General features: G+C 75.4%; 10 protein-coding genes. 6 read left to right on the forward strand and 4 right to left on the reverse strand.

Annotated features, from left to right (window positions below):
• Window positions 1–25: 25 nt before the first annotated feature.
• Window positions 26–5,146, reverse strand: coding sequence for a hypothetical protein (locus AB0L29_RS01995; protein WP_365822304.1), 5,121 nt, complete (start codon window positions 5,144–5,146; stop codon window positions 26–28).
• A complete protein-coding gene (locus AB0L29_RS02000; protein WP_365822306.1) occupies window positions 5,143–5,997 on the reverse strand; it encodes a DUF4132 domain-containing protein in 855 nt (284 codons plus the stop codon). Before AB0L29_RS02000 ends, AB0L29_RS01995 begins: the two co-directional genes overlap by 4 nt.
• An 812-nt stretch (window positions 5,998–6,809) precedes the next feature.
• On the opposite strand from AB0L29_RS02000, the gene AB0L29_RS02005 reads away from it, so the two are divergent.
• Window positions 6,810–7,367: a 2'-5' RNA ligase family protein gene (locus AB0L29_RS02005; RefSeq protein WP_365822308.1), complete on the forward strand. Its 558-nt coding sequence runs from the start codon at window positions 6,810–6,812 to the stop codon at window positions 7,365–7,367.
• Window positions 7,368–7,655: 288 nt separating this feature from the next.
• On the opposite strand, the gene AB0L29_RS02010 is transcribed toward AB0L29_RS02005, so the two are convergent.
• Window positions 7,656–8,219: a DNA starvation/stationary phase protection protein gene (locus AB0L29_RS02010; protein WP_365822310.1), complete on the reverse strand. Its 564-nt coding sequence runs from the start codon at window positions 8,217–8,219 to the stop codon at window positions 7,656–7,658.
• Window positions 8,220–8,524: 305 nt separating this feature from the next.
• On the opposite strand from AB0L29_RS02010, the gene AB0L29_RS02015 reads away from it, so the two are divergent.
• From AB0L29_RS02015 to AB0L29_RS02035, 5 genes are all read left to right on the forward strand, one after another.
• Window positions 8,525–8,767, forward strand: coding sequence for a hypothetical protein (locus AB0L29_RS02015; RefSeq protein WP_365822312.1), 243 nt, complete (start codon window positions 8,525–8,527; stop codon window positions 8,765–8,767).
• A gap of 139 nt (window positions 8,768–8,906) precedes the next feature.
• Window positions 8,907–9,224: a hypothetical protein gene (locus AB0L29_RS02020; protein ID WP_365822314.1), complete on the forward strand. Its 318-nt coding sequence runs from the start codon at window positions 8,907–8,909 to the stop codon at window positions 9,222–9,224.
• Window positions 9,225–9,545: 321 nt separating this feature from the next.
• Window positions 9,546–11,246, forward strand: coding sequence for a hypothetical protein (locus AB0L29_RS02025; protein WP_365822316.1), 1,701 nt, complete (start codon window positions 9,546–9,548; stop codon window positions 11,244–11,246).
• A 171-nt stretch (window positions 11,247–11,417) separates the two neighbouring features.
• Window positions 11,418–13,679 carry a helix-turn-helix domain-containing protein gene (locus AB0L29_RS02030; RefSeq protein WP_365822318.1) on the forward strand — a complete coding sequence of 754 codons (2,262 nt, stop codon included), beginning with the start codon at window positions 11,418–11,420 and terminating at the stop codon, window positions 13,677–13,679.
• Between the two features lie 10 nt (window positions 13,680–13,689).
• Window positions 13,690–14,244 carry an XRE family transcriptional regulator gene (locus tag AB0L29_RS02035; protein WP_365822320.1) on the forward strand — a complete coding sequence of 185 codons (555 nt, stop codon included), beginning with the start codon at window positions 13,690–13,692 and terminating at the stop codon, window positions 14,242–14,244.
• Window positions 14,245–14,350: 106 nt separating this feature from the next.
• On the opposite strand, the gene AB0L29_RS02040 is transcribed toward AB0L29_RS02035, so the two are convergent.
• The gene (locus AB0L29_RS02040) at window positions 14,351–14,875 is read right to left on the reverse strand and encodes an ATP-binding protein (protein ID WP_365822322.1); all 525 of its coding nucleotides are present in this window, start codon (window positions 14,873–14,875) and stop codon (window positions 14,351–14,353) included.
• Between the last annotated feature and the right edge of the window lie 585 nt (window positions 14,876–15,460).

Genomic DNA, 15,460 nt, shown 5'->3' on the forward strand with positions numbered 1-15,460 from the left:
TCTTCCGGGTGCGGGTGGACGGTGGTCATCGGCGGCGGCCCCTGCGGGTGGCGCGGGTGGCGAGTTCCTCGTAGGCCGGGGCGTCACCGGCGCGGACGCGGTCCCACGCGCGCGTGAACAGCTCGGGCACCGGCACCAGCGGCACCGCCCGGGCGTGGCCGCGGACCGGGTACAGGCCCCGCTTCCAGATCTCCACCGGCAGCGCGGGGGACTTCAGGTCGAGCCAGCCGCCCGGCAGGAAGAGGGTGCGCCCGGCGCGCGCCCGCTTCGCCTCGACGACCAGGCCGGTGGCCGCCAGTTCGGCGCGCGCCTTCTTCGCGCGGGCGGGCTTCCAGCCGGTCCAGCGGGCGCAGTTGCGGTCCGTCGGGTCCGGCAGGGCCAGCAGCTGCAGGTAGAGCGCGGCCGCGTCCTCGCCCAGACCGTGGGTCCGCGCGACCTCGGCGACCAGGCCGGGCACGCTGACGGCCGGGTCCTGGGCGTACCCGGTGGGCCCCCCGGCATCCGTTCCGGCCGCGACCGCGCGGGCGAGTTCGTCGCCCAGGATCGTCCGCAGCGCCCGCATGCCCTCGCCCCGGCCGGGCCCGACCAGCCCCTCGACCAGTCCGAACACCGGGTCGTCCGCCCCGCCGAGGCCACCCGTGCGGACCAGGACGGCCTCCTGGTCGCCGTACCAGGGGCGCAGCACCAGCGCCTCGCCGACGCGGGTCAGACCGTGCGCGTCGGCACCCCCGGCGGCGGGCAGTCCGTACGCCCTGCGCAGCTCGGCGGCGGACGCCGTGCCCTTCTCCGTCCACGCGAGGTCGAGATCGAGCAGCAGCCCCGGGTCCGCGACGCGGCGGCGCAGCGCGGCCAGTGCCTCCGGCAGGACGGCGCGCAGACGGTGCCCGTACGGCAGGGAGTAGGCGAGCCCGGCCAGGGCGGCCACGGCACGCGTCAGGTCGTACCGGCCGGGCAGCGCCCTGGCGTCCTCCGGTACCAGCTCGCCGTCCTTGCCGGGCCGCTGCACCGTGGTGCGGCTGATCCAGGGGGTGCGGCGCGGGTTGAGCACCTCCTCGGCGCAGCCGGTGGGCAGACCGTCCAGGGCGAGTTCCCCGGCGAGGTCCTCGGGCAGCCGGACGACCTCGCCGAGCCGCTCCGCCCACACCCGGCCCGCCGCGTCCGTGTCCGGTCCGGCCGTCCACAGGTCGCCGGGGTCGTCGGGCAGCAGCGCGCCGATCAGCGCCGCCCGGTCCCGGGCCCCCAGCGAGGCCAGCAGCGCGTCGCCGAGCTGTTTCTGCCGCGGCTTCAGACCGGTCGCGGCGACGACCTCGGCGGTGAGCTGCGCCGGCTTCCCGGCGAGCAGCAGGGCCGCCTGCACGGGCCCCAGGCCGTCCCGCGTCGCGGCGGCCAGGGCGGCGGGCGCCTGCGGCCGCCAGGGCGCGGCCCCCTTGTCCCGGATCAGCCCGGTCACCGCGGCGAGCGCGTCGGCCGGGAACACCGGCGGGTGCGCGGTCTCCCTCTCCAGCGTGAAGTGCGCGACCGCGCCGAACACGCCGGCCGGATCGTGGTCCAGGGCCAGCCAGTGCACGCGCCCGTCATGGTGGTCGACGCGCCGGCAGCCGAGGACGACGACCGTGCGGCCCCCACGGCGCAGCACCTGGCCGATGCGTTCCTGCTTGCCGCGCGGCTCGCTCAGCACGACCTCGCGCAGCGCGCCCCCGGGCGCGGCCAGCGGCCCCTCCGCGATCGCCTCGAACAGCAGCAGCAGCGCCCGGCGGTGGGCCTCCGGCACGGTGGGCGAGGCGGCGCGGTAGGCGAGCGGGCGCAGCACGTCCAGCACCGACGGCCACATCACACCGATGCCCGGAACGGTGCACGCGTCGCTGCGCCACCCGTCGGCGGGCCCGGCGAGCCGGGAGGCCTCGGGCAGGGGCCTGCCGTCGGCGGGCTTCCCGGACAGCACGTGGTTGACGGCGCGGATCTGGCGCAGCGCGCTCCAGCACTGCCCGCCGCCCCACCAGCCCTGCGGGTCGGCGAGCCCGGCGGTCGCCTCGCGCAGCGTCTGGTCGTCGCCGTCCTCGGGGCTGTAGTCGGCGAACATGCCCTCGACGCGCTTGCGGTCCGCCTCGGGCCGCTCCGCCGGAGGCGCCACGAACGTGGCGATCGACTCCGCCAGACGCAGGACCGCGCGCACGAGGGCGGTGACACCGGTGAGCAGACAGGGCTCGGTGAGGGCCGGCAGGGAACGGGAGACCGCCTCCCGCAGGACCTCGTCGGCGGTCGGAACGGCGGGCTCGCCGGCGGTGGACCCCGCGGGGTCCCCGGCGCCGCCCGCCGCGTTCGCCGTCGCGCCGCCCGGCGCTGGGCCGCCCGCCGTCGCGCCGCCCGCCGCCGTGTGCGCCGGGCCGCCGGCCGCCGCGACCCTCGCCTGCCGCTCCGCCAGCGCCCGGGCCCCGGCGCGCAGCAGCGCGTCGGCCTGTTCGTCGCCCAGCGACCGCAGGAGCGCCGAGGCGCCCTCGTCGCGCGGCCGCAGCGCATGCCAGAAGTCGACCGGCGGGACGAGCCGCGTGCCGGCGGCGAACTCGCCGCCCCGCTCCAGCGGCGTGACCCGGCCCAGTTCCCGCACACCGGTGCCGTCGTCGCCGGTGTACAGGGCGACCTGGCGGTGCAGGGCGACGACGAGGGGCTCGACACCGCCGGGCAGCCGCAGCGCGCCGAGCGGAACGCCCGGTATCCGGCCGCGCGCCGCCGGCAGGGTGACGGTCCGCCCGTCCGGCGTTCCGACGGTCGTGCGGGCCTCGGCCCCCTCGCCCTCGGTGCGCACCCAGCGGCCCAGGACCGTGCCGTCCGTGCCGAACGGGCTGTGCTCCAGACCGGGCAGGAGGGGCAGCACCGCGCAGTGCTGCGGGAGCAGGGTCGCGCCCTCGCGGATGCCGGACCGCAGGAACGCGGGCAGCGAGGCACGCCCGTGCGTACCGGTCACCGGGTCGTACTCGAGCCACACCTGCTGCCGCCCCTGCCGTCCCTGGCGCCAGTACGAGGTGCCGTCCCCGAGGACGCGGCGGCCGGGCGGCACGACCGTGTCGCCGGCGTGCAGGGCGCGCCCGCCGGTGGCGCGGCCGCCGCCCGGCAGCGGGATCGAGGTCTGGCCCGCGTCACCGCCGCCGTACCAGTGCGGGAGCCGCTCGCCGCCGAGCGGGAACACCTCGGACGGGCGGGCCGACCAGTAGCCGTACTGCTTGCCGTCGTGCCGCCACATCACCAGCAACTCGCCGTCCGTGTAACGGAACGACGGGCGCTGCCAGCGGTCCGGGTCCGCCGGCAGCCGCAGCTCGTGCTCCAGCAGGATGCCCTGCGGCCCCACGACGAACGCCTTGTGCCCGCGGGAGACGATCAGCGCCGGCCAGGCCTCCTGGACGGTGAGGGCGTCCCGGCGGTCGCGCCGGGTCTCCGCGTCGAGCCGCCGCAGCGCCTCGTCGAGGGCGGGCCAGCCCAGTTCGTCGGGGATGCCGGCGCGCAGGGTGCGGCCGAGCAGCGGCGCGACCTGGACCGAGGCGACCCGGGCGACGGCTTCCGGGCTGACCCGGGCGGCGACCGCACGGAACGGGCGCATGCGTTCCAGCGCCGCGCGCGCGGCGGGCAGGCCGGCCGCTTCGGCCAGCTCGCGGGCCGCGTCGTCCAGCCACTCGCGCAGTACGTCGGCGAGCACGGGGTGCCCGGCCAGTTCCTTCGGCAGCCCGGTGCCGGGGCGGCGGCCGCTCAGGTTCCCCACGGACCTGTACAGCAGGCGCCGGCAGCGCGGGTCCGCGGCGAGGGCCGTCAGGTCCCGTCGCCCGGGCCGGGTCTCCTTGAGCCATGGGCCGAGAGGGAGGAAGACGTTCTCCTCGGCCCCGGGCAGCGTCAGCGGTACGCCCTCCGCCGTGCACAGGTCCAGCAGGTCCAGGTCGGCGCCGGCGTGCCAGCGGCCCGTGAAGAGGTCCACCGGGCGGCCCTGTGCGCGCAGGCGCGCAGCCATGCGCTCCACGAGCGCCAGGGTGGCCGGCGAGCGGCCGCCGACCGTGGCCCCGTGCTTGCGGTGCAGGGCCCAGCGGCTGAGCCAGTCCGCCGCGTCGACCCCGTCCGCCGCGGTCTCGCCCGTCAGCAGCCGGTCGGCGCCGGTCTCCGCGAGCAGCGCCAGCCAGAACTCGTCGTCCCCCGCCGAGCGGCCCAGCCCGGCCGGCATGATCTCCAGCAGCCGGACCCGTACGGCGGGCCGCTCCTCGGCCAGGACGACGAGCGTCGCCCGGTAGGCGTTCCAGAACGACGCGGGGGCCCGGACCGCCGCGGGGGAGGCGAGCAGGTCCGCCACCAGGGCGCACTCCTCGGCGACCCGGTCCAGCCCGGCGGCCTTGATCAGTCCGCGCGCGTCCTGGGGCAGCGACGCGTAGGGCGGCAGGCCGGCCGCGCAGCGCTCCACGGTCAGCTGCCGGAACTGCGCCCACGCCTCGGCCGGGGTGAGCCGCGCCGAAAGGGCCTTCACGTGTTCCTTGAGGGCCTTGACCGTCAACGCCCCGGCGAAGGCGAACTCCAGGAAGACGGCCCGCTGCCGCTCCTCGTCCACGGTCAGCGCGTGCACCCGCTCGGCCTCGCGGGCCTTGCCGAAGAAGGCGGCGGCGTACGTGGTGTTCTCGTGCTGGAGGAAGACGCGGGCGGCCTGCTCGTAGAAGGTGGGCAGGAAGTGCGGCACGGCCCGGCCGAGGCGCTCGCCGAGCGCCTCGAAGCCCTCCTTGGCGGTGCCGGGACGGGACTTGGCCTGCCGGGCGAGCCGCTCGACGTCCCTGACCAGCGCCAGCGCGTGGTGTCCGTTCGCCGGGTCGTTGACCAGCGCCCACGCGGGGAAGCCGAGGGCCTCCCGGCGCACCTGCCCGACCTCGTGGGTCTGCGGCTCGCGGACCAGTCCGAGGAAGTCCAGGGCGAGGTCCTCCGCCTCGCCGAGCGTGCCCGGCACCAGCCGTACGATCCTCCGCTCGTCCAGCGCGGGGTGCGTGTACGTGCGGACGGTCAGGACGTCGGCGTCCTCCCGGTCCGTGGTGCCCGGGGGCAGGACGGCACCGGCGTCGAGCAGCGCGGCGGAGGCGGTCCCGTCCTGCGCGGCGGTGTTCTGCGTGATGGCGTCGTACGTCGTCATGCCGCGCGCTCCTCGTCCTCGATGTCCCGCCCGGCGTACAGCGCGGCCGCCATGCGCATGCCCTCCGACCAGGCCACCGGCCCGACCCGGCCGAGCTTCAGCACCCGGCCCGCGGGGTCGGTGAAGACCAGGGGGCCGGTCTCCGTCTCCTGGTAGCCGTCGTAGTCGCCGACCCAGACCCGGGCCTCGACACCGCGGCCGTCCTCCAGCACGGAGCACACGGCGTGGCCGCCGCGCACGCGGTAGCCGAGCTGAGTCGCCCGGCCGTGCAGGAACCGCAGCTCCTTGAAGACGCCGCCCGCGTAGTCCTCGACGGAGGCGGCCTCGGCGTCGAGCGCCGCGGGCCGGTGCCACACCTCGCGGAAGAGCTGCTGGGCGCGCTGCTCGACGCCGAGTTCGACGGCGAACTCCCGCAGCTCCTCCAGATCGTCGAGGAGCACGGGGTGCGGCAGGCGGACCAGGCCGGGGCGGAAACGGACGGTGTCGCCGTCGAGGTCGACCAGGCCGAGGCCGCGCTCGGGGTCGGCGTCCCGCAGGAACCCGGCCACCACGCCGTCCGCCCCCGTGACCACCAGGTCGCGCAGGGCGGCCCGCCAGGCCGGGTCCGGCCACACCCGCGCCAGCACCGCGAACGGCACCGGCAGCGAGCGCACCATCCACCGCTCCACGTCGGCCAGGCACTGCCGTTCGTGCCGCTCCAGCCATTCGGCGAGCTGACGCAGCCCCACCACCGCCGGATCGTCGGCGATCTTGGACGGTACGGACTTCAGCCGCCGCCCGGTCGCGTTGCGGCACACCACCTTGCCGTCGTCGAGGGCGACTTCGTAGCCGCCGGCCGACACCCACCCCATGTGTGCCTCCCGCACCCGCAGTGATCAAGTGACGGGAACTGTAGAGCAGGGTGCTGACAACGGGTGTCCCGGGCGACGCCGGGCGGTCCGGGGGCCGGAAGGCCACAGGACGGGGGACCGGTTTCGTCCCGGTGCCTCGGACGGCCCCGGCGGCCCGCCCGGCACGCATACGCGGTCCCGCGGGCGGGCGCCGAACTCCCGGACGCGCCGCGCGGGTTCGGACGGCGCGTCCGGAGCGCCGGTGACGGGGTCCCGGCTCCTGACGCTCCCTCGGCACCGTCCGGGGCGGGGCGGCGGGGCCTTCGGGATCGGATGCCCACGGAGGCCGTCTCGACGGCGGAGCGGTGGCCGGCCGCGGCACGAGGGCGAACGCCACGTCCGAGGTGCCCGCTGCCTGCGGTCACCGCGCACCCCTCCGGCCGGACGACCGCCCCCGGCGCGGGGACCGTCCGAAGGCGTCACGGGATGAACAGGGCCGTCGACGGCGACAGTCCGCCACCGGGGCGGGTGCCGATGAGGGGCGGAGGGCCCGGCCGGTCCACCCGGTCGTGCGGGGCCGGCCGGTGATCGGCACGAGAGGGGACGGGCGGTGTCAGTGCCGTGTGCGACTCTCGCCGCATGGGCTTCTTCGACGACCTCGTCCTGCCGGAGGAACCGGCGGCCGGGCGCGCGGCGTCGATCCGGCTGACGCCGGCGGCCGAGGACGACGACCGGTACGCGCCGCCCGTCGACCGGTTCGCGCCCGCACTGTTGCCGCAGCTCGCCGTGGCCGCCGTCGTCCCGCCCACGCGCCCGCCGCATACGCTGACGCCGTGCGCACCGTGGAACTGCTGCCGGACGCCGCCACCGAACTGCACGTCCGGGACATGTGGCACGCAATCGCCGCCGCCGGGCTGCCCAGCCTCGCGGCACACCGGCACCCGACCAATCGGCCCCACCTGACGCTCGCGACGTGCGAGGACCTCCGCCCCTCGACCCGGGCGGCACTCGCGGCCGTCCTCGACGACGCTCTGCCCGCGCCGTCCCGGCTGGACGGGCTGCTGCGCTTCCCGGGACGCACCCGTGTCCTCGCCTGGCGCGTCGTGGCCGGCCCGGAGCTCGTCGAGCTGCACCGCCGGGTGTGGGACGTGCTCGCCACGGACGCCGTCGGCCCCCTCAACCCCCTCCACGCCCCCGGGCGATGGATCCCCCACCTGACCCTGGCCCGGTCGCGCCGCACGTCGGCGCGATGGCCCGCACACCTCCTGCCACCGGCGCTGTCGCACCCCTGGGAGGCGAGCTTCACCGGCGCCCGCAGCTACGACTCCGCGACCCGCACCGTGGAAACCCTCGGCGGCGAGGCCGGCGGCACGGAACGGTGGGAAGGGTGACGATCCGGCAGTGAGGACCCGGCCGCCGCCGGGTGCGCCGACGAGGGGCGCGCCCCACGACCTCCACCGGACCGCGCGACGCACCGTTCCGGCCGGCCCCCGCACCACGTCACGCCCCGGCCGGTGCCGGCCCGGCGGGGGCGGCACCGCCCCCTCTCCCGCATCGCGGGGCTTCTGCGTCGCGGGCGGTTCGCCGCGGATCAGCGGGACGCCGGGGGGAGGGCCGGGGAGGCCGGCGCGGCGCCCGGCGCCGGACGCCTCGCCCCCGGACGGCCCGGCGCTCGGCGTTCAGCCCAGGTCCGCTCCTCGTTCGGCGGCTTCGACCTCGGAGTGCGCCCCCGCGGTGGCCAGGGTCCCGCCGGCGCTCTCCAGGTGCGCCCGCACGAACCACTGGAACTTCTCCAGGTCGCGCAGCTGGCCGATGAGGAGGTCCTCCGTCGCCGGGTCGATCTCGCCGGCCACCTTGATCGCCTCCCGAACGCCCTCGATCACCCCCGTGTAGACGAGGTCGAGGGCGCCCAGGTGCGCGATGGCGTCGGCCCTCCCGATGGAGTAGTCGTCCCAGTGCCGCTCCGCCACCAGCGCTCCGGGGGTTCCCTGGGCCACGCCGCCGAGGGCGCCGATGCGCTCCGCGACGTCGTCCGCCATCTCGCGCACGCTGTCCACCTGGGGGTCGATCATCTCGTGCACGCCGATGAAGTGCGGACCGACGACGTTCCAGTGCACGTGCTTGAGGGTCAGGTGGAGATCGTTGAGCGCGTGCAGACGCATGCGCAGCACGCCGATCAGCCGGCCGGCCGCCTCGCGCTCGATGCCGGGAACGGTGTACTTCGGGGTCAGGTCCTGCGTCATGGCTCTACCTCTGCTCCTGATTCGGTCTGCGGGTTGCCGCACGTGCGCGTTTGCCCCCGTTCGACCGTGTCAGACATGCCAGGCTGGAGCGAGACGGCCCGGCCCGTACGGGTGGCCCGGCAACCGGGCGGTGGGCGGCCCGTCGGGCGACGCCCCGCCGGGCCGACGGGCGAGGCGGCGGCGAGCTGTCCGAAAGGTGCGCCCGCCGCGGAATCGACCGCGATCGCGTGCGATGAAGTCGCGTGGCGGGGGTATCGGCAGGGCAACGCGTGACGGGACGGTTCGGAAGGGTGACGATGGGTTCGGTGAGTCAGTTGCGACAGCTCAGGGCCGTGTATGCGGGCGGTGTGGTGGCCTGGGCCTTCTGCCTGTTGCTGACCATGGTCCAGGGCGAGGGGTCGACACGGCAGACGGTGGTGCTGTTGGGGCTGCTCGCCGTCTTCCTCGTCCTGCTGCTGTGGGCGACCTGGTGCCTCTGGGAGGCCGGGGCGCGCCGCCCGGCGGAGCGGGCCGGCGGCGCGGCGAACGCGCGCGTCGAGCCGTCCTGAGCGGGGCCGCGGCCGGCACGGTGCGGGCCCGTACGGAAACGGAAGGGGCGGCCCGGGTCCGGGTCCCGGGGTCCACGGGCAGGTCCGGGATCTTGTCGCCGGACCGGGGTAGGCGGGAAGGGACCGAGGGAGGAATGCCATGACGACGTACGTCATCTCGGTGCCGGGGACGTTCACCGGCGGAGCCGGGCCGGAGACGCAGGCCGAGCTCGCCCGGACGCTGCGCCCGGCCGACCCGCACCACACCCACCTGGGGAACGAGGAGGACCTCGACGTCCTCGCCGTCAACGACGACGGCACCTTCACCCTCCGCCTCACGGTCGACGCGCACAGCGGCCCCGAGGCCGAGAGGGAGGCCCGCCGGCTCGCGGAGGCCGCCCTGAACGCCGTCGGCCTGGACGACGGCAGCGCGCCTCTGGGGCCGGCGGTGATCACAGGCATCGACTCCGACGGCTGAGGCCGTCAGCCCCGACGCGGTGGCCGGACCAGGAGCGTCCGGCCACCGTGAGGTCCGGGCGGGTGCGTGACGCCCGGGCGGGCGAACGCGCGCTCCTCATAGGTCCAGGTGGAACACGGGCCGTCCGACGCGGCCGCGGCGCCCCGTCCCCCGGGCGCGGCACCGCCCGTTTCCGGCCCTCCACACGGAGCCGGGTGCTCCGGCACGAGGGGACCGCCCGGCCGGGGCCGGGGCCGGGGCCGGGGCCGCAGCCGTTCGGATGTCGCCCGTCCGGCCCAGCCCGATGTCAAGATCGAGTTGACGTGGGTCGATGAACGGATCATGACGTCGACGTACCCCGCCCGCCAGGCACCCTCCCCCACGCCCCCAGGTCCCGGACGCCCGCCCCGCTCGGACACCGCGGGGGCGGCCCGGCTGCGGCCGGCCGTGTGGCTCGTACCCGCCCTCCTCGTCGCCCTCGTCGGTTTCGAGCGACGGTGGATGTCCGACGACGCCTTCATCTACGTACGGACCGTGCGGCAGGTACTGGCGGGCAACGGGCCGGTGTTCAACGCCGGGGAGCGAGTGGAGTCGTCGACCGGGACGCTGTGGCAGTGGCTGCTGGTGGGGGCCGGCCTGAGCGGCGCCGACATCGCGGACGCCGCGGTGTACGGCGGTCTGCTCCTGACCGCGACCGGGTTCGCCCTGGCGGGGATCGGGGCGCTGCGCCTGCACGGCCGGCCACGGGCCCTGCCGCTGGGATCGCTCGTGCTGCTGGGGCTGCCGCCCGTGTGGGACTTCGCCACCTCCGGCCTGGAGACCGGGCTCGGCACCTGCTGGATCGCGGGAGCGTGGCTGGCGCTGACCGCGCGCCCCGGATCCCTGTGGACGTCGGCGCTGCTCGGCCTGGGGCCGCTGGTACGCCCCGACCTGGGAGTGGTCTCCGTCGTCTTCCTGGGCGCGCAGTGGCTGCTCGCGCGTCCGTCCCTGCGGGGCCTGGCCGGCGGGGCCGCGGCCGCGGCGGCGCTGCCGGCCCTCTACGAGGTCTTCCGCGCGGGCTACTACGGGCACCTCCTCCCGCTGCCCGCCGTCGCCAAGGAGGCGTCCCACAGTCTGTGGGGACGCGGAGGGGCCTACCTCCAGGACTTCGCGCAGCCCTATCTCCTGTGGATCCCCGCGCTGTTCGTGGCCGCCGCCGTGGTGCCCCGGCGGCGGCCCGCGCGCGCCGCGGCCCTCGTCCCGGCGCTCGCGCCGGTCGTGGCCGGACTGCTCTCCTGGCTGTACGTGATCCGGGTCGGCGGCGACTTCATGCACGGGCGCATGCTGCTGCCGGGTCTGCTGCTGATGCTGCTGCCGGTGTTCGCGGTGCCGGTCACGCGGGTGCGGGTGCTGGCCGCGGCCGGGGTCGGGGCGTGGGCGGCGGTGTGCGCCGTATGGCTGCGGGTCCCCTACCCGGGGCAGGTGGGCCCGGCCGGCATCGCCGACGAGCGGGGCGTGTACGTCCGGCTGAACGCCGACGCCCACCCCGTGCACCACGACTTCGCGGGGGGACCGTACAACCGGGCGTACCTGCGCAAGGTGCGGGAGGCGGCACGCTCGGGAGAGCCGGTGCTCCTGCTCGGCGGATACGGGCGTACGACCGCTGGATCCCCCTCGGTGACCGCCGTGTACGTGGTCCTCGGCCTGAACGGCTCCGCCGTTCCGCTCGGGGGAGCCGCGCTCGACCCGGTCGGACTGGCCTATCCGGCCGCGGCGCACTCCGAGCGGATCGACGGCGGACGCGTCGGACACGACAAGCGCCTGCCCGCGGCGTGGGTCGTCGCGGACCGGGGCGACGGCAGGCACGTGCCGCCCGGAATCGACCCTGCCCAGGTGGCCGCGGCCCGGCACGCCCTGCGCTGCGGAGCGCTCGCCGAACTGCACCGCGCGACGCGGGACCCGCTGACGCCGGGCCGCTTCCTGCGCAATCTGACCGGTGCCTGGGAGCGCACCTCGTTCCGTTTCCCGGCCGATCCGAAACAGGCGGAGCGGGAGCTGTGCTGACGGGCCGGCGGCAAGGCGGCGCCCCGCGGTGATCCGCGTGAACGTGCGTCAGGTCGACGTGGGGGCTTGCGCGGTGACCTGTCGGCCCGTACGCGCTCCGTACGCCTTCCCTACGTGTCACGTACGCGATTCGTGCGCTTCACGATACGGTTGGGGGCCAGGAGGTGTGCCATGTCGGAGCTGTTCGACGCGGTCGACGCGCTGGTCGCGTCCAGGTCCCCGCTGCCCTCGCCGGCCGAGCGGAAGCGGCTGCGCCAAGCGCACGGGCTGACGCTGGACGAGGTGGCCAGTGCCCTGAAGGTGCGGCGCGCGACCGTGAGCGGCTGGGAGGCCGGCAAGACCGAACCGAGGCCCCCGGAGCGCGAGGCGTACGCCCGGCTGCTCCAGAAGCTCGCGAAGCTCTACCCCGCCGACGCCGCGGCACCTCCCGAGGACACGACGGTTCCCGGCACGTTCGCCGGCCCGGCCGTGCCCGTACCGTCGGCAGCCGGACCCGCGGACGCCCGCGCGGTACCCCCGGCCGCGCCCCTGGAAGCCGCTTCCGGCACCCCAGGGCCGCCTCGCTCCGCCGACCTCGCCGCTCCGGCCGCCGTGTCGCGTGCGGCGTCCACCGTGTCGCGTGCGACGGTCGCCGGGCCGCCGTCGCGGCGGCCGGCCGCGAAGAGGACGGCACCGGCCAACCCCCCGGTGACCGGCGCCGACCCGCGGTTCGAGAACGGTCCGCTGCTGGTCGTCGACGCCGACGGCGGCCGTCGGGTGACCGGCCACGGCGTGGGCGGCCTGATCCTGGACGTACCCGCCAAGTCCCTCCCGGCACTGGTGGAGTGGACGCTGGAGGAGGCGCGGCTCGGGGCGGAGAAACTGCACGGCTGCGGCAAGGACGCCGACCCGTTGCTGGTGCTCACCGCGGCCGCGTGCGAGCGGTACGGGCTGCCGGCGACGCTGTCGGAGGCCGAGCGGCTCGCCGGGCGCCTCCCGGACGGCCACAAGGTCCTCAAGCAGCTGGACCGGGCGGACTGGCAGCTGACCAGGCGCGGCTTCGGGCCGTGGGCGCGGATCTACCGGCCCGCCCAGGGCAGCCGGCGGCAGTGCGTGCAGCTGTGCATCCCGTCCTGGGGCGCGCTCGATGCCCGCACCTGGGGCCACGCCGCGCAGCTCGGACCCGCGGAGCTCGCCCGGGTGCTGGGCGCCTACGCGACCCGGGTGATGACGCCGCGCGGATCGACGGCCGTCACCGGCCTGGAGCTGATGACCGCCCTCAACCCGCCGACCCGGGCGAGCGAGCCGGACGGGACGGGCCGGCGGCACAAGGAACACCGGCCCGGATCGCTGGGCGAGGAGCCGATGGACTGCGCACCGTGCGAGGCCCCGGACGGGCATCCGCTCCTCGCGCACCTGCCGCGCTTCCACCAGCGGGGACCCGCGGAGATGTTGTTCGAGGAGGCCTACGACTGGGCGCGCGAGCTCACCGACGCCGAGTGCATGCGGCGCTTCCTGGTCGGCATCGACGTCAACCTCGCCTTCGGCGCGGCCGCCAACGGCGCGGTCGTCGGCCTCTCCCGGCCGCCGGTGCACGTCACCGACCCCGAGTTCGATCCGACGCTGCCCGGGGCGTGGCTGGTCGACCTCTCCCACGTCGACCTCTCCCGCGTCCTGGTCGGCAAGCAGTGGCGCCGGCTGCAGGGCGAGCTGCTGCCCAGCCCGTTCACGCCCACCGGCGAGCGGCCGACGGGCCCCGCCTGGTACGCGACCCCGACGGTGGCGTACGCGGTGGAGCTCGGCTACGACGTCGCGCCGCTCGAGGCCTGGGTGCGCCACGAGAAGGGCAAGTTCCTGGACGCCTGGTACAAACGGCTGCGCAACGCGTACGTCGACACCATGGCGGACCTGGGGGTGGGGGAGAAGCTGCCCCCGGAGCAGTACCTCAGGGCGATGGAGGGCCACCGGCAGCGCGATCCGGAGATGACGATCGTCCTGGACGCGATCAAGTCGACGGTGAAGGGCGGCATCGGCAAGCTCCGCGAGAGGGCGCGCGGCGGCGGCTGGAAGCCGGGGCAGGCGTGGCCGGCCCTGTCCCGGCCGACGTGGCGCCCCGACATCCGGGCGGTGGTGATCTCCCGGGCCCGCGTCAACATGCACCGCAAGATGGTCGCGCTCGCCGCGGCGACCGGCCGCTACCCGGTGGCGGTCCTGTCGGACTGCGCCGTGTACGCCGCCGACGGGCCCTCGCCGCTGGACGTCCTGCCGTACGACGCCGACGGCAGGACGGTGCCCGGCAGCTTCCGGATCGGGGTCTCCCCGGGGATGGTCAAACACGAGGGCACCCAGACCACCCTGTGGGCCGAGGAAGTGCGCGAGAAGCACGGCCAGGCCCTCAACCTCGCCCGGTACGTCAAGACGGGCGAGGTCACCGCCAAGGACGACGGAAAGTAGGGGGCGGCCGATGGGCACGGTCGGGGACGGTCTCGACGCCGCGCTGCAGAAGGCGTTCACACGCCCGATCCCGAAGAGCGCGGGCGCGCAGATGCGCTACCTGGTCAGGCAGCTGGGGAGCACCAGGGCGGTGGCCGGGCTGCTCGGCATCACGCAGCGCACCGTCGAGCGGTATGTGAAGGACCGGATCAAAAAGCCCCGGCCGGACCTGGCGCGGCGCATGGAGCACGAGGTCAGGAAGCGGTGGCAGCCGAGGGTCAGGGCCAGGGCCAGGCAGGCCGCGGCCACCGGCGGCGGCATCGTCATCGACACGCGCGCCCGGTTCGGCTACACCGCCGCCCCCGGCACCACCGACGACGCGCGGCTGCGCCACCTCACCGTGGCGCTGCCCCCGCAGTACGCCGCCCGCCTGTTCGAGGCCAAGGACGCCGGCGGCACCGAGCAGCAGCTGCGGGACATCGCAGCCGAAGGACTGCAGGAGATCTACTTCAGAGACGGCGGCCGCCGCGCCCACGGCCTGGAAGTCGAGTTCACCGACGTCGAACACCTGGAGTTCGACCTCTGACCCGGCCGTGACGGCGCGCGCCCCGGCCACCGGTCCTGAGCCGAGGCACGGTAGTTGTCACATAGGCAGTCTTGTTGTCACTTGCGAGTACGGGCGCCGGAAGGTCTCAACTCTTGACGGCCTCTGCGATCTGCTGGGCAGCCTGGGCGGGGGTGAGGTGCGTGGTGTCGACGACCTCGGCTTCGGCGTGCAGCCACGTGCGGGCCGCCTCGGCGTAGGGCTCGAGGTATTGCAGACGGAATGGGGAGTTGGGGCCTAGAACGGTGTCGCCTGCGATGCGCGCGCGGAGGGTGCCCTGGTCGGCATGGAGGACGAAGTGCCGGACCGGAATAGCGTGCTGCGCAAGGCCCGAGCTGATCTCGCGCCAGTACTGCTCGACAAGGACCGTCATGGGCATCACCAGGGTGCCGCCGGTGTAGTCGAGGATGCGTCGGGCGGTTTCGACCACGAGGGGCCGCCATGGCGGCCAGTGCTGGAAGTTGTCCGTCGCGGGCAGTCCTGGCTTGATGTCCATGAGTGTCTCGCCGACTTTCTCGGCGTCGAACACCCGTGAGTCCGGGATGAGCTGCTGGACGAGCGCACTGGTCGTCGTCTTGCCTGCGCCGTGCGTGCCGTTGAGCCATACGATCATGGACTTGACGCTAGCGTCGCGTGGGTCGCGGGGACAGGCAGAGTAGAAGATCCGGTGCGGTTGATCGTCTTGGCGAGTTGCTTGGCGTGGTCTTCGAGCAGCGGCTTGAGGGCGCCGTAGTAGGGCTGGTAGTCCGTTGTGCGGAGCCAGTGGAAGACGTTGTGCCGCTCCCGTGTCCAGACAGCGCGTAGCGCTGGATCGGGTGCGATGTGCGGTGGGCAGGGGGCGAAGACGGGCTCGCCTTCGGTGGCGCGGGTCCAGGTATAGGCGCTGACGGCCAGGCGTCTGCGGTCGTCGCTGATGGGTTTTCGGTGGCTTGTGAGGACCGGGAGCTGAGCGAGGATGTGCTGCCAGTTCTCAGGTTCCAGGGTCCAGGTGGCGAGGGCCTCGCGTCGGCGCTGGTAGTCGATGACAGGGCCGTCGGGAGTTCGGCGGTGATGGCGTCGAGGGCCTGTTCGAAGTCGCGGGCCGTGCCGCTGGTGCGGAGATGGCGGTTCAGCAGCTGTGTGTAGCCGTTCCTCTTGCCCTGGGGGTTGATCCCGAGGAACTGGGCGGCTTCGTCGAGGCTGCCGCCGCGTGCGCGCC

It is taken from the genome of Streptomyces sp. NPDC052701 (assembly GCF_040678355.1).
Classification (GTDB): Bacteria; Actinomycetota; Actinomycetes; order Streptomycetales; family Streptomycetaceae; genus Streptomyces.